Annotated in this window: 11 protein-coding genes; 4 read left to right on the top strand and 7 right to left on the bottom strand. The window is 46.8% G+C overall.

From position 1 onward, the window contains the following. The first annotated feature begins 90 nt into the window (after positions 1–90). The 4 genes from LZG72_RS29375 to LZG72_RS27060 all read left to right on the top strand — a co-directional run bounded on the left by LZG72_RS29375 (position 91) and on the right by LZG72_RS27060 (position 8,453). On the top strand, positions 91–1,776 hold the full coding sequence (locus LZG72_RS29375; RefSeq protein WP_233878283.1) for an ATP-binding protein: 1,686 nt from the start codon (positions 91–93) through the stop codon (positions 1,774–1,776). A gap of 234 nt (positions 1,777–2,010) precedes the next feature. Beyond that, a complete protein-coding gene (locus LZG72_RS27070) occupies positions 2,011–5,139 on the top strand; it encodes a TonB-dependent receptor (RefSeq protein ID WP_233878282.1) in 3,129 nt (1,042 codons plus the stop codon). Between the two features lie 13 nt (positions 5,140–5,152). Beyond that, positions 5,153–6,838 (top strand): RagB/SusD family nutrient uptake outer membrane protein, encoded by a 1,686-nt coding sequence (locus LZG72_RS27065; protein WP_233878281.1) that lies wholly within the window; start codon positions 5,153–5,155, stop codon positions 6,836–6,838. A 61-nt stretch (positions 6,839–6,899) separates the two neighbouring features. Continuing rightward, positions 6,900–8,453, top strand: a complete 1,554-nt coding sequence (locus LZG72_RS27060; RefSeq protein WP_233878280.1) for a glycoside hydrolase — start codon at positions 6,900–6,902, stop codon at positions 8,451–8,453. A gap of 212 nt (positions 8,454–8,665) precedes the next feature. Here LZG72_RS27060 and LZG72_RS27055 read toward each other — a convergent pair whose 3' ends face one another. From LZG72_RS27055 to LZG72_RS27025, 7 genes are all read right to left on the bottom strand, one after another. After that, a complete protein-coding gene (locus tag LZG72_RS27055; RefSeq protein ID WP_233878279.1) occupies positions 8,666–9,631 on the bottom strand; it encodes a DUF1735 domain-containing protein in 966 nt (321 codons plus the stop codon). Positions 9,632–9,696: 65 nt separating this feature from the next. Then, entirely contained in the window at positions 9,697–11,496 is a 1,800-nt protein-coding gene (locus tag LZG72_RS27050; RefSeq protein WP_233878278.1) for a RagB/SusD family nutrient uptake outer membrane protein, read from the bottom strand. A gap of 11 nt (positions 11,497–11,507) precedes the next feature. Continuing rightward, the gene (locus tag LZG72_RS27045; protein ID WP_233878277.1) at positions 11,508–14,657 is read right to left on the bottom strand and encodes a SusC/RagA family TonB-linked outer membrane protein; all 3,150 of its coding nucleotides are present in this window, start codon (positions 14,655–14,657) and stop codon (positions 11,508–11,510) included. A gap of 23 nt (positions 14,658–14,680) precedes the next feature. After that, positions 14,681–16,528 (bottom strand): RagB/SusD family nutrient uptake outer membrane protein, encoded by a 1,848-nt coding sequence (locus LZG72_RS27040; protein WP_233878276.1) that lies wholly within the window; start codon positions 16,526–16,528, stop codon positions 14,681–14,683. A 17-nt stretch (positions 16,529–16,545) separates the two neighbouring features. Continuing rightward, a complete protein-coding gene (locus tag LZG72_RS27035) occupies positions 16,546–20,106 on the bottom strand; it encodes a SusC/RagA family TonB-linked outer membrane protein (protein WP_233878275.1) in 3,561 nt (1,186 codons plus the stop codon). A 149-nt stretch (positions 20,107–20,255) separates the two neighbouring features. Continuing rightward, on the bottom strand, positions 20,256–21,311 hold the full coding sequence (locus LZG72_RS27030; protein WP_233878274.1) for a FecR family protein: 1,056 nt from the start codon (positions 21,309–21,311) through the stop codon (positions 20,256–20,258). A 149-nt stretch (positions 21,312–21,460) separates the two neighbouring features. Then, on the bottom strand, positions 21,461–22,168 hold the full coding sequence (locus LZG72_RS27025) for an RNA polymerase sigma factor (protein WP_233878273.1): 708 nt from the start codon (positions 22,166–22,168) through the stop codon (positions 21,461–21,463). Positions 22,169–22,313: the final 145 nt, after the last annotated feature.

Here is a 22,313-nt window from a genome sequence, read left to right as displayed (position 1 = left end):
TAATGACCGACAATTTAAAGGCTAAATTGTAGTCACGCTGACTACGCTTCTTTCTTGATAATGAGACACTTCCCATAATAAGTTGAATTTGTGTCAACTTATTTTAGGACTAGACAACAAAAAGAAAAAGAGCTAAACGAGAAAAAGCTCGCCTTTTTCACCCACATTTCTCACGAGTTCAGAACACCTTTAACGCTGATTATCAATCCGGTACGCGAGATTTTACTACGGATGGATCAGCGCAGCGCAGATCAGGAAAGCCTGAATGTCGTTCACAGAAATGCAAAAAGACTTTTGAGCCTTGTGGATCAGCTACTACTATTCAGGAAGGCTGATCTGCACGCGGACAAGCTGAACCCGGTGATCTGCAACATTACAAAACTGGCATATGAAGTTTTCCAGCATTTTACGCATCAGGCTGAACAAAGGAATATTACCTATCGATTTAACAGCAGCAACGACAGCATTGAGATCGTTGCAGATCGCGAGAAAATAGAGATTGCACTCTTCAACCTGATCTCCAATGCGATCAAATACACGCCCAGAAACGGCAGCGTGCGAATGGAAATCAATGAATTGGATGAGCAGGTTGAAATCACAGTAACGGATACCGGACAAGGAATTCCGGAGGAAGCCAGGGACAGCGTGTATTCTGTTTTTCACCAATTTCAAGACAACCGCTCGCCATCGAAAGGTGGTTTCGGGATTGGACTTTATCTTACCAAAACATTTGTTGACAGTCACTTCGGCCAAATCACGTTCGAATCGGAGCCGGGGAAAGGCACTGCATTCAAAGTTATCCTTCCTAAATCCCATCCTGCATTGTCCGCGAATCACACGCAAGCGGATTCCTCAGAAAGCAATTCGGTTTTGTTAGAGGAGCTTTCAGAAGATGATGTTTTGCTTGGTTCAACGACCATTCCAAGCCAGCAAATGATCATGGACGAGCTAAGTTCCGACATCAAATCAATGCTCATTGTGGACGACGACGCGGACATTCGTCAATACATCGGACAAGCATTTGCAGCCGATTTCAAGCTTTTGCAGGCTGAGAACGGAGAAGATGGGCTCGCACTTGTTCGGAAGCACATGCCCGACATTGTGATCAGCGACGTGATGATGGCCGGCATTAGCGGCATTGATATGTGCGCTCAGATGAAAGCCGACGTAACATTAAGTCACATCCCGGTGGTTTTATTAACTGCCAGCACTTCGCAGGAATCGCGGCTGAAAGGCATTGAAGGCGGCGCCGACGATTATATCAGCAAGCCATTTGACAAAGCAATGCTGGTAGCGCGCGTGAATGCAATCCTGAAAAACCGCAGCGACCTGCAACGCTATTTTTACAACGAGATTACATTGCAGGCCAGTGATTTTAAGATTTCCTCCGAATACAAGGATTTTCTTAAAGAATGCATCCGCGTTGTTGAAAACCACCTCACCGATCCCGACTTTTCGATCAAAGTTCTTGCGGCTGAACTGGGCATGAGCCACTCCACCATCTACAACCGGATCAAGTCTATTTCCGGCCAATCTACCAATGCATTTATCCGTTTCCTGCGCCTGCGCCGTGCCGCGCAAATTCTGATAACTACCGACATTACTATTTCTGAGGTGTCTTACCAGGTGGGGATCAACGACATTAAATATTTCCGCGAGCACTTCAGCAAATTGTTCGGAATGAAGCCTTCCGAATATATCAAGAAGTTCAGAAATCCCTTCCATGTGAGCGTCCAAATGAACCGGGGCGTCTTTCAGAACAAATTGAATAATTGAAGATTTTTGAGCCACAATAGCACAATAACACTATACGGTAGCAAGTTTTTTATCAAAAAGCCCGGGGTTTTAACGAATCCGGGCTTTGTTATTGATTTGCCCCCTCTTTAATGTGAAAATGTCCCCCGTCTCTCACATACAAATAATCATACTTTTGATTGGTCGGTTTATAAATCTGCTAACCCCGTAATTTTCGACCAGACAGCCAATTAATCATTCATTTACAATCTATTTATGAAGAAATCTTTTCAGAAAAGCAGTGCGTTTCCCGGCTTATTGCTTGGGAACGTGCGCGTCACGCGAATGATCCTCGTGCTCCTGCTCGGCATGATATCTTTGTGCAGCACTGCCCAAACAACCTTCGTGGTGAAGGGTACGGTGACCGCAGATAACGGTGAGACGCTTCCCGGTGCCAGCGTCATTCTAAAGGGAACCTCAACGGGAACAACCACGGACGTGGACGGAAAATATTCACTTAGCCTGTCGGACGGCAACGGAACGCTTGTTTACACCTATATAGGCTATGTCAATCAGGAAGTTGCGGTCACTAATCGCAGCGTGATTGATGTGCAGCTACTTACTAATGACAGAACCCTGGACGAAATCGTCGTTGTAGGTTACGGAACGCAGAAAAAAGCAACATTAACTGGCTCGGTTTCGGAAGTAAAAGGTGCTGACATTGTGAAGAGTCCGCAGCCTAACCTTTCTAATTCACTGGCTGGCCGCTTCTCTGGTTTTGTTGCTAATAACCGCGGCGGCGAACCGGGTTATGATGGTTCAAGCTATACGATCCGCGGATTTGCTTCGACCGGAAACAATGATGTGCTGGTCGTTGTAGATGGAATTCCTGGTCAGGTGGGCGGCTTAGAACGTCTGGATCCAAATGACATTGAAAGCATTTCCATTCTGAAAGATGCGTCGGCTGCGGTTTATGGAAGCCGCGCGGCGAATGGGGTGATTTTGGTTACTACAAAAAGGGGGACAACCGGAAAACCGGTGATTTCTTACAGCTTCAACCAGGGATTTTCATCGCCCACACGTCTGCCCAAACTTGCCGATTCGCCTACCTATGCGACAATCCTGAACGAAATCGATTATTACAATAATCCGGCTGGTGGCATGAACCAGTTTTACACCGCGGAAGAAATTGAGAAATACCGCAACGGTTCTGACCCATTGAATTATCCAAACACCGATTGGCAGAAAGAAACGTTGAAAAATTTCGCTTTGCAAAACCAGCATAACCTGGGCATCAATGGTGGGACGGAGAATGTGAAATACTATGTTTCAATGGGGATGATTTATCAGGATGGTTTATACAAACAGGGTGCAACCAAGTACAAACAGTATAATTTCCGCTCGAACATCGACGCGAATGTCACCAAGGATTTGTCAGTAAGTCTTTCACTTTCAGGCCGTCAGGAAAACAGGCAGTTCCCCGTATCGTCGGCTGGAAACACATTCCGTTCCATTTACCGTGCTTACCCAACAGTTGTTGCACGCTACCCAAATGGCTACTACTCAACAGGTGTTGAAAACAGCAATCCGGTTGTATTAGGAACAGATATGGGCGGCATCAACAGCAATCCAACCTCGGTTTTCAACGGGATTGTACGGGCTACTTACCACTTGCCTTTTGTTGAAGGTCTGTCGGCAGACGGTTTTTATTCAGTCGATAAATCATTCAATTTCACCAAAAATTTCAGCACACCTTACACCTTGTATGGTTACGACCAGACCTCATCGGCCTACACACCGGTGGTCACGGGCGGCTCGGCAGGAGCGGCGTCATTAACCCAAACGCAAATTAACATTACCAACATTACGCAGAATTTGCGGTTGAGTTATCTGCGCCAGTTTGGCAAGCATAATGTGAATGCATTTGTGGCTTACGAGCAAAACAAGCTCAATAATGTAACCTTCGGCGCTTCCCGCATCAACTTCCCCACCGTTTCCACGCCTGAACTTTCGCAAGGCGGCGCAGCTGCGACGGATAAAAACAACTCAGGAAGCAGTTATAATTTTACGCGTAAGAGTTTCATCGGACGTTTTGCTTACAATTTCAGCGAAAAGTATCTGGCTGAGATTCAGGCCCGTGTGGATGGTTCTTCTGTTTTTCCAAAAGGCAAGCAATTCGGATTTTTCCCATCTGTTTCAGTAGGTTACCGGCTTTCGGAAGAAGATTGGTTTAAAAACAGCGTCAGCTTTATCGATGATCTCAAATTCAGGGCTTCTTATGGTTCATTGGGTAACGATAATGTGGGCCAGTTTCAGTATTACAACAATTATTCTTTCAATAACCAATATGTGCTGGGCTCCAATGTGATCACGCCCGGGATCGACCTGACAAAATTGGCTAACCCGGACATTACCTGGGAAGTTGCCAAGAAAATGGACCTGGGTATCAACGCTGTTTTTCTCAAACACTTTAACCTCGAATTCATTTATTTCCAACAAAAAAGGTCCGATATTCTTGCGGCAAGAAATGCATCGATTCCAAACACTTCTGGGATCGTAAACCCTTATGGATCAGCCGCATTGGTGCCTGACCAGAACATTGGAAAAGTAAACAGTTCCGGCGTAGAAGCCACATTGGGCTACTCGCGCGCAGGAACGTTCCGTTACAGCATTTCGGGAAACGTAACGTACGCCAAAAGCAAAATCGTATTTATAGACGAGGCACCTGGCGTGCTGGATTACCAGCGCCAAACCGGCAACCCACTTTACACTTATCTGCTTTACAACTCAATCGGCATCTTCCGCACACAGGCTGATCTGGACAAATTTCCGCACTTGAAAGGCGCGCAGGTTGGTGACCTAATTTACGAAGACCACAATGGAGACGGCGAAATAACAGCAGACGATCAAACCCGGACGCCATATGGAAATGTGCCTCTTCTGACATACGGAATGGTTTTCAATGCAGGTTACAAAGCTTTTGACGCGTCGATCGTATTCTCCGGACAAGGAATGGTGAGCCAATATGTGCTCCCGGAATCTGGTCAGGTAGGAAACTTTTACAGCAGCTGGGCCGACAACCGTTGGAGCCCGACTAATCCGGAAGGTACTTATCCTCGTGTAGACACACGGTCTTCGTCTTCGGTAAATGGCGGTTTGTATGGCAGCACATTCTGGCTGGACAACGCATCATTTGTTCGGTTGAAAAACATCGAAGTAGGTTACACCCTGCCCAAGGATGCTCTGAGCAAGCTGAAAATTGCTTCGCTTCGTGTGTATGCAAGTGCATTTAACCTCTTTACGATCACGGGCGTGAAAGATTATGACCCGGAAGGAAACAGCACCAGCGGCCAGTTCTATCCGCAGCAGCGCATTTTGAACCTGGGTGTAAACATTAGATTTTAATTCAAATTGAACCATGATAAAGCAAGTAAAAAACATATCTATCGCATCCCTTCTGCTGGCCGCAACCATGACGTTCGTGGGCTGTAAGGAGAATTTGCTCGACGTAGTACCTACGGACCGGGTTTCGGATGCCGCCATTCTTACCGATTCAGTGCTTTTCGAAGCTTACGTGATCAACCGGTATTTGGGAACGCGTTTGACTGAAAAAGAAGCGGAAGGAACATTGCCGGGCTTCGGACGGGGATTTGAATATGCGATGTGGTCGTCTCTGACGGATGAATCCATTTATAACAATGATGACAATACCTGGCTGGTGCAGCGCGGACAAATTGCTCCTGAAAACACCGGGATTGCCGGAACGATCTGGGGCAGGAGTTACAGAAGCATCCGCGAGATCAATTATGCGCTGGCAAATATTGACCAGGTGCCGATGAGCGCTGGTAGAAAAAGCCGATTGAAAGGCGAGCTGCAATTTCTCCGCGCATTCCGTTATCAAGACCTGGTGCGTAACTATGGCGAAGTGGTTTTGCTTGGTGATAAAGTGTACGAGCTTAGCGATGACCTGACCAATATGGAGCTGTTCAACCGCTCAGACATTAAGGCTGGCATCGATTACATTTCCTCTCAACTGGACGAGGCGGCTGCATTGCTGCCGCTGGACAATGACAATGCTGTTTGGAAATTGGGCCGCGTTACAAAAGGCGGCGCATTGTCGCTAAAAGCCAGAATATTGCTTTACGGTGCAAGCCCGCTTTACAATGCTGCAACCTGGACGCAGGCTGCCGCTGCGGCAAAAGCGGTGATGGATTTGAATAAATACAGTCTGTACACAGGCGGTTATGGTAAATTATTTATCACAAATGACAATCCCGAGATCATTCTTGGACGCTTGTATGCTAACGGCGCACGTCACGTAACTTTGGAAATTGCCAACGGGCCAAACAGTTACAATGCGTGGGGCGGCAATGTGCCTGTTCAAAATCTTGTAAATGATTACGAAATGATGGACGGGACCAAAATCACCGATCCGAAAACAAGCTATAATCCACAGGATCCCTACAAAAACCGCGATCCAAGATTTTACGAGACCATTCTCTACAATGGAGCGCCTTACCGCGGCAGCACAATCGAAACTTTCACGCCAGGTGGAAAAGACAGCAAAGACGGCCCGTCCAATTGGAATACATCCAAGACGGGCTATTATCTGAAGAAATTCATGAATGATGCGTTGCCGATCGACAACCCATGGGATGTGGCCGGGACGCAAACCTGGATTTACTTCCGTTATGCCGAAATTTTGCTGAATTATGCGGAAGCGCAGAATGAGGCTTCTGGTCCCGATGCGTCGGTTTACAATGCAATTAATGCGATCAGGCGCCGTCCGGGAGTGTTAATGCCCGTGATTCCTGCCGGACTGACCCAAGCTCAAATGCGTGATCGGATTCGTAATGAACGCCGGGTGGAGCTGGCGTTTGAAGAACATCGTTACTATGATGTGCGCCGATGGAAAATCGCGCCACAAACGGAGAATGTTCCTGCTTACGGGATTGAAATTGGCAAAAGCGGGAATGCATTTACCTACAAATTGAAAGAAGCATTAACCGGCAAATCTTTCACCGATAAGCAGTACTGGCTGCCCATTCCCCGCTCGGAAATCCAGGCTTCGAACAACAGGCTTGAACAAAATCCCGGGTATTAATATCTTGTTAGCTGAGCGGGCTTCCGCTCAGCTCTTTTTTCATCCCTAAACCATTCCGATTTTGAGTCAATTTAACAAAGGAATTTTTGCGCTTATATTCAGCTTTCTTTCCGCTTCCTGCTCCGCGGCGGAAGATCCGGCAAGCAAGCCAGCCGTTAAACCCATTACATTAACCATTGACTTGGGAAAAACATACCAGACCATCAGCCACTTCGGAGGCTCGGACGCCTGGGCCTGCCAATTTGTAGGAAACTGGCCTGATGCAAAAAGAAACGGGATCGCCGATCTGCTTTTCAGCAGCGACACGTTGGCAGACGGACAGCCGAAAGGCATTGCACTCTCACTCTGGCGCTTCAACATCGGCGCCGGCACAGCCGAGCAGGGAGCCGCCAGCGACATTAAAGACGAATGGCGCCGTGCGGAATCGTTTATGAATACCGACGGAAGCTATGATTGGAACAAACAAGCCGGTCAGGTCTGGTTTTTGAATGCAGCGAAGCAACGCGGCGTGAATGACTTTCTGGTGTTCCCAAATAGCCCGCCGGTTCAGTTTACGGTGAACAAAAAAGGGTATGCAAACAATGGTAAACCCAATTTGACAGCGGACAATTTTGTTCGCTATGCCGATTTCATGGCGGAAGTTGTGAGCGGAATTCAGAAGAAAACCGGCGTAACCATTAACCATATCAGTCCGGTTAATGAACCGCAATGGGATTGGAGCGACGCAGGCCAGGAAGGAACGCCGTTTTACAACAATGAAATCGCAGGCATTGTCCGCGCATTAAGCGCAGCGCTGATCAAGAAGAATCTAGCAACTAAAATTAATGTCTCAGAAGCCGGTCAGATCGATTACCTTACCTCCGACTTTAACAAACAAGGCAGGGGAAATCAGGTGAATGCATTTTTTAAGCAAACCTCACCGGATTACATTGGCAACCTATCCAATGTAACAAAGGCCATTTCCGCTCACAGTTATTTTACAACCTCACCGTATGGGACTGCGGCGAAAAAACGCCTTGATCTGGCGGTGGCGATGAAAGCCGTTCCAGGTTTACAATACTGGATGTCTGAGTATTGCATTTTAGGAGATAATGAAGGTGAGATCAAAGGAAATGGTAAAGACCTGGGCATTGATGCGGCCTTGTATGTAGCCAAAGTGATCCACAATGATCTTGTGAATGCCAATGCAAGTGCCTGGCACTGGTGGACTTCCATTTCTGCTTACAATTACAAAGACGGTTTGATCTATATCGATAAAAACAAAACAGACGGCGCTTACCAATCTTCCAAAATCCTTTGGGCATTGGGCAATTACAGCCGTTTTGTGCGCCCCGGCGCAACCCGGGTTGATGTTGCAACCAGCGCCGAAGACAACGGCTTGCTTGTTTCTTCCTATAGAAATGCCAACAATCAGCTGGTGACTGTTATCGTCAATGAGCAGCAAACGAAAGCGGAAATTGAAATCAAGCCGCAGAGTTTTAAGCTTTCTAATCTGAAAATATATAAAACCTCAGCCGATGCAGATTTGAAACCAGTGTCGATAAAGAGTGGAAGTAATTTAGTTAGCGTTGATGAAAGAAGTGTCCTGACAATTATTGGAGATATTATAAACTAGGGAAATCAAAACTTGTCAAAGGGCTCAACATCCAGAACCGATTAATGGTGATGTTATGGGGCCACCCGGATCATACGGGCCAATACTTAAAGGAATTCTACGCGAATAATTTTGGCAGTACCGCTTCTAATTAAAAAGTCCCGAAATGCAGTCGCAGCATATTCGGGACTTTTTTTTATTCCGGACTGAGGTATTTTTTACACCTCAGAGCCTTATTTATAATGCCCCGGATTCTCGTCCTGCCATTCATTTACGCCGTCCCGTATCCTGTTACGGAATGTAAGGGTGTCCAGCGCATATGAAGTCGTACCATCATCGCTGGCAAACTTGTAACGAAGAATGATCTTCCTTTCCTGAAGTAGTCTGGACTCATTGAAAGTGCTCTCTCCGTCCGGCTGAATATCAACTTTAGAGCCGGCTGCCCTGCTGACGGTGATCTTACCGCCGGCCAAGGTAAGCTTCATTGACCCTGCCTGGTCACTGATCTTGTTTGTCACCAAAGCGTTGGGCGCCACAGTTTTTAAATTCATGATCTTAATCTCAGGGGATGGAATGGTTGTATAATAATTAACAGTTCTGACCACCTTGCCGGTAGAATCCTTTACAGTTGTTACCCCACCATGCCAGTAGTTACCAAATAGCATGTTCTCATACTTGAGGGCAACAACGGTATATCTTTTTGCCCCTGGCACAGAATCGGCATCCGCGGAGTTGATGTAGAAGGGGATTGCATACACCGGATTGATCGTTGCTGAATCCTGTAAGAAAGCAGCAGAATCAGCCTTGATGATTACACTACCCGAATGCTGACCAGCCTTGATGACCATTTTAGTGTTATCGGAAATGCTAAAATAATTTACTGGCATTGCCTTAAGCGTTGTGACCGGTGCAACTGCGTCCTTGATGTAACCCGCGCCCGCCTTCATTGCTGCGAGTATTTCAGCTGTAATGAGCTTGGCGTCCATTACAAAATTCACGATCCTGTCCTGACGGTTTTCCCGAACTCCGCCAAGTGCAGCTCCGACTTCGATCTTCATGCCCTCGCCCACCACGAAAGTGCGAACGTTGGTCTGATACATGAAATAGATAGAATCGTAATCAAAGTCCTTGATATAATCTTCATAACAGGAAGTCAGCAAAACCGTAAGGAGCAGAAAAACTGATGTGATCTTTTTCATATTATTAGCTGTAACCGTCTTTAGTATTTTTTTAATTTTCTACTTCAAACCTCTGCTGCACGCGCCTACTTCCAGGCATCCCAGCCTTCATTCTGAACCAGCTTGCTCATCCGGAGCATCTCGTCGAACGGAACAGGCAGATAGGCAGAGGTATAAGTCCGTGTTTCAACAACTTCGTCGAGCTTATAGGTAAAAGCCCCGTCCGCATTTCTGGTGACACGTGCCATGTGGACTGGTTTATTCAACTCCGTGAGGTTGGTTGTCCAGCGTCTGAGATCAAAGAACCGCTGCCCTTCGAAGCAAAATTCGAGCCTTCTTTCCGACTTGATAAATTCGTAAAACGCCACTTTACCTGCTGCGGCGACTTCTGCCAGGTAAGGGTCCGTCGCAAATCCTTTTCCGCCATCCGTATTGTTTTTGCTACGGATGTAAGCCATTGCGTCTTTCGCGGACAAGCCGTATCTGGAACCTGCCGGGCCTTCAACCTGATTAGCCGCTTCGGCAAAAGCAAACACCATATGCTCCCAGCGGATGTTGAACTTAGAGTGCGGCTGTCTGTTGATGGAGTTATCGGAGAAGTTCAAGCCCATGAAAACCATTTTCTTGATATGGTAATTGGTTCGGCTGTTGGTAATCGGTCCGGCGGCATCTTTGCCGTTTACCCAGTTCTCAAATGTGTACATGGTCGTTGCCGTGTTGATTTTCACAGCCTTTGCATGGTTGTGAAAAATCGTGGCATAGAACCGTGGATCACGGTTGTCGTATGGCCTGGCTGGATCATAAAGACTTTTGGGGTTTGTGATCGGATAGCCGTTCTTCATTGGAAAAGCGTCGACCAGCTCTTGCGTAGCGCCAACAGAGCCTGTGCCCTGAAAACCGCCAGGATAGAACATTCTCTCCATGGCGTCATTTGCATTGTTATACCTCGATGAGAAAACAATACCCCCGAAATTCGGATCAAACCAGTTCACCGCCTTGTCAGCACGAAATCCGTTTGTAACCGCATCTGTTTTCAATTTAAAATCCATTACTTCCTTGGCATTCTTGGCGGCCAAATCCCAGCGTGTCATATCGTTTCCCGGATTAAATCTTGGACTTGCCCATGTCAGATAGACCATCGCCTTAATTGCCCGCGTCGTGATTCCATCCATACGCCCCCAGTAACGTCCACCAGCATAGGCACGGTCGTTGACGTTGGATACCAGAAAGTCACGATGAGCGATCGGCAGATATTTATAGGCAGAGTCGCAATCGGCAATGATCTGGCTCACACACTCGTCGTAGGTGTTTCTGGCAAAATTCGATTCTTCCTTGATGTCAACAGGCTTGGTGATAATGGGAAATCCAAGCATCTGACCGTCATTGCTTTTCCCTCCGAATTTTTGAAGGAGATCCCATTGAAACCATGCACGCAAAGCGAAGGCCTCACCCTGCAGACGATTTTTCACAAGGCTGTCCAAATGGGCATCTACAAGGAACCTTGTATTATATCCCCGGCGATCCGTGAGAAACAGATTAACCAGATAGATCGAGCGGTAATCCCTGTCCCAGTACGTTCTGAAGGGGTCCTGGCTTGTTGGAAGTGCTCCGACAGCCATTCTGGTGATCACGTTGGTAGTGCTGGTAATGACCACGTCGTCGGTTCCACCGTCCAGATACACACCCTCATTGTCATTATATCCTCTTGGCATGTTCTCATAGCACTGACCGACAAGTCCCTGTACCATATCCTGGTACTTCCAGATGTCCTCAGTGGTGCGGTTACCATTCGGGTAGGGCTCCAAAAAGTCCTTACAGGAAACAAGCATGCTCGCCAGCAGCAGGAATGAAAGTGATCCTTTTATTTTATAGCTTTTGAATTTCATAAGGTACCTTATTAAAAAGTTAATTTGACCCCACCGGTGATTGTTCTAAACAGCGGATAGACAGATATGCCGGAATTGATTGACTCCGGATCCACATCCTTTATTTTAGAGAATGTCAACAGGTTAGCCCCCCGAACGTACAGACGGACACCGCGCGCCCCGATTGCGTTTCCGGCAGCCAAAGGAACATTGTAAGCCAGTTCAGCATTCTGCACTTTGAAGAAGCCGCCATCTCTCAACCAGTAATTGGAAGTAATGAAATTATTGTTTACTTTTTGGTAGGTCAGACGTGGATAATCGCCGTCCTGATTTTCTTTCACGAAGTTTGAATAGTTGTTGTCCCCCCATCCGTTCCAGAAATATTTGTTCGTAAGAGCAAGATCATAAAAAGCACGTCCCGTGCCGATCGCCGTCAATTCAAAGTTGTTATATGTCAGCCGAAGGTTTAGCGCATAAACGAGTCTGGGTGCCGAATGTCCGATCTGGCTTTGATCGTTGTCGTCAATAATACCATCACCATTCATGTCGCCGTACTTGAGGTCGCCGGTTTTCAGGACTTCATCATATATCTGCGGCACGGCCCTGTATTCGGTGTCGGTGGCGAACTTACCGATGTATGTCTGCCCGTAGATAGCGTCCGTCGGGCGGCCAATCCGGCTCTGGTACGCGCTTCTGTATCTAGGTTCATCCCATTTTAGGATTTTGCTGTTCTGGATCGTAGCATTTCCGCCAACAGCAAAGCGCAGGCCGCCAATGCGGTCTGAATACTGGAGACCTAACTCTACGCCGTAGTTCCTTGTTCTGTTGTAATTGAACCAGGGGCGCGAAGTTGAAATACCCACGACGTAGGGAACCGTATTGGCCAGCTGCGAGACGATACCATCTCTCAGATTATTAAAGTAGTTGAATTCAAGAGAGAGTTTTTTATTGAACAGCAGCGCGTCTACTCCAAAGCTTAGCTCCTTGCGCTTTTCCCAGGTGAGATCAGGATTCCCGATACGGGCAGGAGTTGTGCGATACACGGAGTTGTCGGTGTTGCTGCCAAACCATTGGTTAGTCGAGTAAGGTCCGAAAGGCGATCCGGTTGAGTTCACGCCCCAGCGATCAAGATCATAAAAAGGAGGAAGAAAACTTTCATAACCCAGTATACCCGCTTCTGCACGTAACTTGAGATAATTGATACCCTTAATCTGTGAAAGAAAGCCTTCTTCGGAAATAACCCATCCTAAACCAGCGGAGGGAAACATTCCGTAGCGATTGTCTTTTGCGAAACTATAAGTTCCCGCATAGTTAAGCACCCCCTGGAAAATGTATTTATCGCTGAGAGAATACATTCCTGTAAGAATTGCATTCTGCTGACGCTGAGGTTCTTCAATGCCATTTTTTGCAATTCTCGAAAGGAAGTAGGTGAATCCCGCCTGGATATCATGGGCTCCCCAGCTCTTTGTATAGCTCAGGTTTTCGTAGACTACAAAACGTTGAGAATAATAATCGTGCAGTTTTTCCTGCCCGGACATGTCCGTTCCATCATGCACTTTTGAGAGTCTGATGGTGTCCTGACCGGCAGCATTCTTCCCTGGAGTGGCGATGTAGGCGATATAATCCTCGGCTTTTCCAATGCGCAAACTATTAAAGACATTGAACCCCGCATAGGTCTTCGACTTCAGACCCTGAAGTATTTCCTTCATGTCGTATTCAAATGTCAGGTTGGAAGCACCGATCCGGCCTGTCTCGGTATAGTAACCATTATGCATCAGGTTACCGATTGGATTGGTCTTGTAGTTCGAGCTGACACCATACCAGGGTGCCACGGGACTGTCGCCAAAGGCGGCATAAACCGGAAATGCGATCGGCGGCGTGTTTGTGATATCATTGATGGCCGAATTGAATTCCACCAGGTCAAGTGCGGTGTTTGTGTTACCGTCTTCGTTTGTAATATCGACGTCATAGCCATAGTTGGGAGACCTCCGAATAGAGAGCCCACCGAAAAAATCAACCTTTACTTTGATAAGCTCATTGATCTTCACATCGATATTGGAGCGGACATTGACCCTGTGGTAGTCTGACTTCTCTCCTATTTTGTAAATATCCCCCTCTCCGTTGTAGCCCAAAAATGCGTTATACTGAATTGTTTCATTTCCCCCGCCCGATGAAAGGTTGGCCCGGCGGAATGTTTTCGTGTCTTTCAGCATCATTTTCCGGAAGTCTACACTTGGACGGTATAGGTTATACGGATCGCTTTTTGCATACTCGTTAATGTCGTTTTCGTTGTACAGGGCAGCTAAACCGCTGTTAAGTCGCGCTTTGTTGTTAAGTGTGGCGTACTCGGCACCTGTGGCCCAACCCGGGAAACGATCTACCATACTTACGCCCTGCTCCGCATTCACATTCATGACGCGTTCATTTACTTTTCCGCGTTTTGTTTTAATATAGATGATGCCATTCGCTCCCTTCGGTCCGAGCATCGCTTTACCCACAATGTCTTTGATAACAGTTACCGACTCGATCTCCTGAGGATCAAGTGGCATTTCAGTGATGTCGGTAGGAATGTCATCTATGATGAAAATCGGGCTGAAGCCTCTTGTTGTGATCCCAACTTTTTCCGTTACACGAAAAAGCCCCAGTTCTTCTTCGGCATTCAAACCCGTAGAACCGTCTCCTTCAACCACTTCCAGGCCCGTAGCGATCCCGGCAAAGGCATTTCGCAGGTCATTGGTCGGATACTTTTCAAGATCACTGGTCCTGAAAACATTGTAATTACCCGTTGCACGCCGCTTTGGCATATTCAGGAACGGCATCGGAATGTCGTCATCCGGCGTCATATAAAGTTTTGCCTTTTTGAGAACAATGTTGTTGTCGACCAGTTCCCCGACCAAAGAAACCGATTTGCTGTATCCATAAGAAGAAACGGTTATAAAATCTTCCGGCAAAGCTTTGAAGTCGAATGCGCCGGTCTCATTGGTTTCAGCATGGATCAATCCCTCACCCACCACAACAGTTGCTTTGGGAACGGGGTTGCCCTGCTCATCCGTAACCCTTAGATTGACATTTACAGGCATCGCCTTTTTGCTGCTTTTCACCTGGGCAGTCGCGTTTCCTGCAAGAAAAAGTATCAGGAGCCCTGCAAAGCCAAGCTTTGTATAAAAAGTATTCAATCTCATGTCGTTTATAATAATGGGTTAGGCTACCAAACTTCGTTGGAAACAAAATTTTTCATCTTGTACATGTCCTCGGTGTTAAAGGGGAAATAGTACATGGCATCTTTCCAGCGTACCTGGCGATCCGCAGACATCGGCATTCGTACGTACTTATATCCCGTGGGATAAGTCTTGCTTACTGCAACCTTCTCGATATCGACCCGCATTAGCGTTCCGCCCATCACCTTGGGTGCATCTTTCCAGCGACGGATGTCATGGAAGTAATGAGACCCTTCAAAGCACAATTCGACCGTGCGCTCATTTTTGATCCGGTCGCGAAGAACTTCCTTCGAGGACGTGTAAGCTGGCAGCACGTCGGGCATTCCCGCACGGTTTCTGATCTTGTTAAGGGCACCCAGGGCTGTAATGGTTGCGCCAGGAGCCGATCCATTTGGTCCATAGGCCTCATTGGCTGCTTCCGCGTAATTCAGATACAACTCTCCAAGCCGTATTATCGGGTCCGTATACTGCGGTGTCGTTTTATTGTTCACACTTTGCTCACCCCAGGTTTTTCTTTCATAATATCCGGTCCTTGTGATGCCTGCATAGGTCTGGTCCAAAAGCTGCGCGTATACGGCCGCACCATTTACAGTCTCATAGTAAATCTTGGCCGTACCATATCCCGGAACTGGTGCGGTATTGTAGATAATGTCAATGGCAAAACGAGGATCGCGATTAGCGTATGGGTCCTGTTCGTTATAATGCCCGGCCGCTGAGGCAGCCTGCCTGTCTGCCTCCGTGTTCAGGGGTTCGCCCCACTTGGTTTCAAATTTATCTACCGTGTTTTGAGTAGGACATTCTCCCGACCAGCCGGTTTTGCCACCCCCGAACACCCCGTTTTGCTGCGTATTGAGATCACCTGCGTTATATGCTTTTGTTCCGGCAGACCAGCCCCAGAGCTGCTCGTTGGAATAAAGGTTTCCAATGTAGTTCTTCTTGTAGTCGGTAAGGGAAAGTAACGCGTACTGGTGCTGCTCAGCTATCTTGATTGCTTCCCAGTTTGCTTTGGCTGCTTCTTCCCAGTCCTTAATTCCCAGCTCGTTATTAAGCGGGCTTGCTGCATAAAGCAAGGCACGTGCTTTAAATGCCTTGGCTGCAACACCATTTGGACGTTTTTGCTCGGGATTATTCAGGTGGCCTGCAACTCCGGGTCCCGGATCCCGACGCATCAGATCAGCCTGTGCGAAGAACGTTGCAGCCGTGTCCATATCGGCCGCGATACGCATTAATGTCTCGTGTTTTGACAACCTGGCAATATCCCACTCGTCGTCCGGGCCAATCACAGCATTGATATATGGCATAGGCCCCCACAACCGGAAAAGCTCGAAATGGGCGAATGCTCTGATAAAGTGCGCCTGTCCTTTAAAGTCATTTATATCCACCTGGCTCACGTCTTTGAGCAGGTGGATATTTTTAAGAGATGTGTTGCAAACCCTGATGATCTCAAACATAGAACCCAGCACCGGGCGCCTTTGCCTGTCGTATGTCATCTTGTTGATGATGGCAGAAGCAGAACCGCTCTTTACAACCTGGGAATCCATCACCCGGCCCATGTCGCTCATATCTGTGAGGGATTCCATCGTGTACTTCTGGTCCCAAAATTCAAAGTACAAGGAGAAGGCGTTTTTAATGTTGTAAGCTCTCCACGTGCCCGCGTCATCCTTATTGCCTTCGTAAATACCGTCAAAGTATTTTTTGAAGTTCTCGTATTTCCCAAAGACCTCCTCCGTATTCAAACCCGACTCAGGTGCCACATTCAGATAGTCCTTCACACAGCCAGTAAGAAAAAGGATCAGAAATAGCGGCAGGGATAGTAAGATCATATATTTTTTCATGCGAGTGATATTTTAACTTAAAATGCGGCTCTGATTGCGAATTTCAACGTGGTCATCTGGGGATAAAAACCCTGGTTAAAGTCCTTTCTTTCAGGATCCCCCTCAATGAGCTTTGTCATTGTGAACAGGTTGTTTCCAGTCACGAAGAACACAATATTTGAAGTCCCCAGGACTCTCCTGAGCACATTGGAGTTGAATGTGTAGGAGGCATAAACCTCTCTCAATCTCAGGTAGTTTGCATTTCTCCAGAAACGATTTTCCACCATGATGTCAAATCCTCTGTCGGCTTCGCCACCGCCCCAGAAAAGGTTATCCGTGCTGCCGCCACCTGAATAGTGAAGTGTTGCGTGATTGGCGCCCGGATTAGTAGGGGTCCAGTAATCCAATTGTGATTCGTGCACTCTCCAATCCCCTTTGATGAACTCAACTTCGTAAGGCTGGTTGAATTCTACGTACTTGCCGACGTTGCCCTGGAACATGAAGTTGAAATCAAACTTCTTGTAAGTAAATCCGGCAGAAAACGAGTAGGTGATCGGTGCGAAGTCTGAACCCGGGATGGGATATTTGTCCAGGTTGGTCACCTTGCCGTCTCCATTGTAATCAAGGAATTTGTAGTCTCCCACATTGATCTTGTAAAGGTCTATGGGGGAAACGTTATTATGAATATCATCGACAGATGTGAAATATCCGGTCCCTGTGAGCTCAACACCGCTTAACTGCGCTCCCAGTGGCTTACCAGCATCCTTCTGATAATCAAAAGCATAGGGAAGGTCGTCCTTGAACAGGATGCGGTTCTCGTTGAATCCGAAAATCCCTTTAACGAAAAATCCCAGTCCGCTCGGGATCGTCTTGCGGTACTCGGCCTCAAGTTCAATGCCGTGCTTTTTTAGTCTGCCCAGGTTGAGCTCTTTGAACGAATTACCCACCAGCATGGTCACGCTGCGTGGAACAAGCAGCATTTTTTCACGGTGTTCGTCAAAAATATCGACCGTGAAGGTGAAGCTGTCATTCCACAGGCCAAGTTCAACACCCAAATCCCGTTTTCTGGCTTCTTCCCACTGGGATACCTGGTTTGCACCAAGATCCTCGTGAATGTAGCCTGCGTTATCCTTAAAAAAGTTGCTCATGTACAACCACCTGTTATCAGCAATATCACTTCCAACCATTCCGTCGGAATATCTGAATTTGAGTTTGCTGACCCACGGCACCGCGTTCTTAAAGAATTTCTCCTCAGAAAGCATGTAGCCTACAGCACCAGATGGGAAAAAGCCATAACGTTTTCCAGGTGCGAAGCGCTCGGATCCGGTATAACCCACATTGACCTCCACCATATACTTTCCTGCATAATCGTAGGTCCCCCTTCCAACAAGTCCCTGGTTATAGTAAGGAAACTGTGTAGTTTTATCTTTTTGCTGACGATTAACAAGAGCTAAGCCGGATACGCTATGCTTCCCAAAAGTGCGGTTGTAATTCGTAGAAAACTCGTAGTAAAGATCCTTGTAGTATCCCGGCCCGCCATCTTTGGAGGATTCCAATGCGCCTACGTTAATGTCCAGTGGCCCTTGTTGGAACATCTCGTTACCCTGCCCGTTTCTGAACCATGGATTTTGCTCGGTTCCGATTTTATCGTAATTCAACTGATACTCAGGAAACGTATAAGTGGCCGTCAAGGACCGATTTCTGTAAAATGTGCTTAGCGAAACCTTACCTCTCACGGACAGTCCTTTGGTAAGGCCATCGAGCTTTTGATCCAGGATCAAATCCGTGAACAGTTGTGAGTCCAGGTACCGGTTAAAGGAACCCTGGTTCATAGATGTATAGGGGTTCCCGGTGAACTCACCGAAGTTCATGGCAAGCCTGTCTCCGCTGTCATTGGGATAATCGGGATCCGGGACCTGTTCCAGCACCCAAGCAGGGAAGTAGGCTGGATACCTGGACGGACCTGTCGAATAAAGGTTTCTCCAAGGCGTATCGTTTGGCTGGTTCTTAATACCGGTTTCGCCACCCACATTCAGGGATAGTGTCGTGCTTTTACTAAGGTTAAAATCGATGTTGGTCCGGTAATTGAAACGGTTGTACCAGTACCGTGTATCGTCGTAGCCTTCGTTGTAGGCCTTAAAAAAATCACCCTGATAGGCATACCCCACCGAGGCGAAGTATTTTATAAAATTTGTTCCGCCCGACACGTTGAAGTTCGCATTCGCATTCGTTGCAAATGGTTTGGTCATCTGCTCAAACCAGTTCACATCCGGGTAACGAAGGGCGTTGAGTGGCGTAGAAGGGTTGCGGTACTCGTTGAGGGCATTCTGCGGGATCAGGTCGGTGAATTGCTGGCCATTCATCAGGGCCTGATTGTACATGGTCATTGTCTTGTAGGAGCTGATGTGATCAGGGATACGGGTTGCCTTGGCAATACCGTAAGAGGCCGTGAAATCCAGTTTAGGTTTGCCGACTGCTCCTCTCTTGGTCGTTACGATAATGACACCATTTGCGCCCTTCGCACCAAAAACGGCCGTAGCAGATGCATCCTTCAATACTGAAATAGTGGCGATCTCATTCGGGTCCATGTCTCTGAAATCCCGCTCGACACCGTCTACCATAATCAAAGGCTGAGAACCGTTCCAGCTGGAAAGCCCTCTGATAACAATTTCCGAATGGTCATTGCCCGGTTCGCCGCTGGACTGCATGGTTAAAACCCCGGAGAGCTTTCCTGCAATGGCGTTGGTAATGTTGGATGTACCCGAGCGCATGAGTGCCTTGTTGTCAACCTGTGTGATGGCGCCAACCACACTTTCCTTTCGCTGAACACCATAACCCACAACAACCACTTCTTCAAGTGATTTGTTTTCCGGAATAAGTTTGATATTGATTGTTCTTAGATTTGAAACCACTACCTCCTGTGAGGTATATCCGATGTAGCTAAAAACAAGAACCGAGTTGTTGTTTGCTACCGTGATCTTGTAACGGCCCTCCGTATCCGTGGAAAGACCGTTCAATGTCCCTCTTTCTACAACGTTCACACCCGGAAGCACTTCCCCGTTGTCGCCTTTAACAACACCGGACACCGTCACGGCAAGAAGGCTCAGGCTCTGTTTCATACTTCCAACAAGATGATCGGTATTGCTCTCCTCATTGATAGAGGCCACCAGATCCGACTTGCCAGTCAACTCAGAGGTCGGTGTCCCTTTCAGGTTCATCACCTCTGTAACTGCCTGCTTTTTTGTACCCGAAACATAAATCGTTTCATTGACCCTGCTGAAACTCAGGTTGGTCTGCTTTGCAATGTATCTCAGGACCTTGCCTATACTTGCCGTTGTAAAACTCAGATCAAGTTTTTTATTCTGGACCAGTTTCTGGTCATAGCGGAAATTAAAATTTGTTTTGTCATTGATCACCAGGAATACGTCTTCAAGTGGAACGTCATTCAGGTTGATTGAAATGAAGATCTTCTCAATACTTTGCTCCTGGGCGCTACTCTCTGTCGCGGACAAAAGTCCGACAAACAGGCATTGTAAAACCATCCCAATCACTGCATACCTGGACATCGCTACAATTTTTTGTAGTGGTTCTAATTCCATATCTTAGAGGTTTGAATTTAATTATTCATTACAGCCGACTGTCCCCGTTTTCTGATTGAGCGCCAACTCTTGCGATCGGTTAAGTCTGGTTTGCGAACCGGTAATCCATGGATTACCGGTTTTTTTTAGCTTGTATCAGCCTGCATCTATTAAGGGTTGTCTAAATTAACAATGTCGTCACTAATCTTGAAGGTAAACTGGTTTGGATAGCTCATCACGCCCAGGACATACTCAAGGGGTTTATCCTTGAACTTGCCGCTGAATCTCCAGGTCTGATCCATTTTTGTCTTTGCCGACGCCTGAAACTTAACTCCGTACCACCTCTCGAGCTTGGCGAGCGTTGCGTTAAAGTCTGATTTCTCGAAATGGAGAATGCCGTCCTTCCATCCTATCTGCTCTTTTTCATCATAGCCACTTACGATCAGCGCTCCCTGAACCTTTTGGAATGTCACCATCTCACTTTTCATGATGCATACGCTCTTTTTGTCAATACTCTGTATTTCGGAAGCGAGCACTTTTACCTTTCCCTCAACAACGGCAATCTGTACTTGGTGATTTTCAGGATAAGCACTCACGTTGAATGAAGTCCCAAGGACTCTGGTTGTGACTTTTTCTGTATGAATAACAAATGGTGATTTTTCGTTTTTTACAACCTGAAAGAAAGCCTCGCCGGTTAAGGTAACCTCTCGAAGAGTGTCATTAAATTCCTTTGGAAATGAGAGAATAGATCCTGCATTCAGTTTAACGATTGTACCGTCAGGCAATGACACTTCCAATTGCTGACCATTCCCCGTTTTTTTCTCTACCCGCGCCATTGAGAGAACCTTCTGCCGGGAGCTCATAAAGTGATAACCAGCGAAAAACAGAACCGCTATGACGGAAGCTGCGGCGAGTGCTTTAAAAAGAGAAAAGATCCTTTTTGGCCTCTCAATGCTCAATAGATTTTCAGTGTCCATTCCGATCGCGGCAGCTTCCAGCCTCTTCCACTGAAGATCCGTATCTATTGTTTGCTCATTCTGTTCGCGGAAGTGCAGGGCAAGTATTATGCTCCTGGCCTTCTCTGCCTCTATCCTGCAGTATGGGTGAGCCGCAAGCCACGTCTCCCACAAATGATTATTTTCCGGGGCATCACCTTTTAGCCAGGCCCGAAATTCATCGTCTGTTACAAAATCATTGCACTGGTAGGAAAGGTATTTGTTTTCCAACAGGATAATATTTATTCTACAATTAAATAAAGCTAGTTAGGGCACGAAGTGACCCTTTGCAAATTACTTTTTTTTAGGAAATCGTTATATTTTTTTCAATAGAATTATAACGATCTGAATATTAATGGTTTAGAGATTTATTTTTGAGGTTATTCAGCTAAAAGAAGTATTGGGGCGATCTCGGAACAGAAAAGTTCACCGGCTGAATAGAGCATGGAGAGGACGAAGCTAATGACAAATGAGACACTGCGGGTTTGGGGAACGAGCTCCACGTTCAGGGAATCCAGTGCTTTATAAATAAGCTTGTAAACCGCACGCGTTGAAATGTTCATCACAGAGGCTATCTCACTGAACGACTGGTCACTATAGAATTTCAGGTAAAGTGCCTCCTTCTGACGGTCAGGAAGACGCTCTATTGCATTTTGCAGCGACAGCACATTTTCCTTTAAAGTCTGATCATGGATCATCTGGGACTCTACGGACAATTCGATGTGAAACCCCGAATCGTTTCCATCCATCTCGACGAAATAAGGAGTGTTCTTGATCCTCTTTAAGATAAGTCTTCTCAAAGATGCAAGAAGGTAGTTTCGAATAGAGTCAGAATGACCAAGGAACTCTTTTCTTTCCCAGATATTCAGGAAAAGTATCTGGATGCAGTCCTTAACCTCCTCTTCGTCTTTATGAAACTTCAGACCATAATGAAGCAGAGAAGGATAATGGTGACGGAAGATCTTTTCAAAAGCAGTGCAGCTTCCTCCTTTCAGCGCTTCCCATAGCGGATCGCAGGACGGCGCTCCGTTTGAAGCCGTGCCGTTTTCAGAAATGAGGGTTGTAGACTGAGGTGAAGTGTTTTGCATATCCATGGAGCCCACTGAAAATCTTATCCGACCTATGTCACTTTTGGTTAATAATGCTGACGCAAAAAATTCCTGTTACCCTTAAAAAAGTTTACTTTTTTCCGAGAATATTAAAAATCTCAGGCCTGGGCGCAGCAATGGGGTT

The organism is Dyadobacter sp. CY323 (genome assembly GCF_021390245.1).
Taxonomy (GTDB): Bacteria; Bacteroidota; Bacteroidia; order Cytophagales; family Spirosomataceae; genus Dyadobacter.
This window is presented reverse-complemented; position numbering and strand designations above follow the sequence as displayed.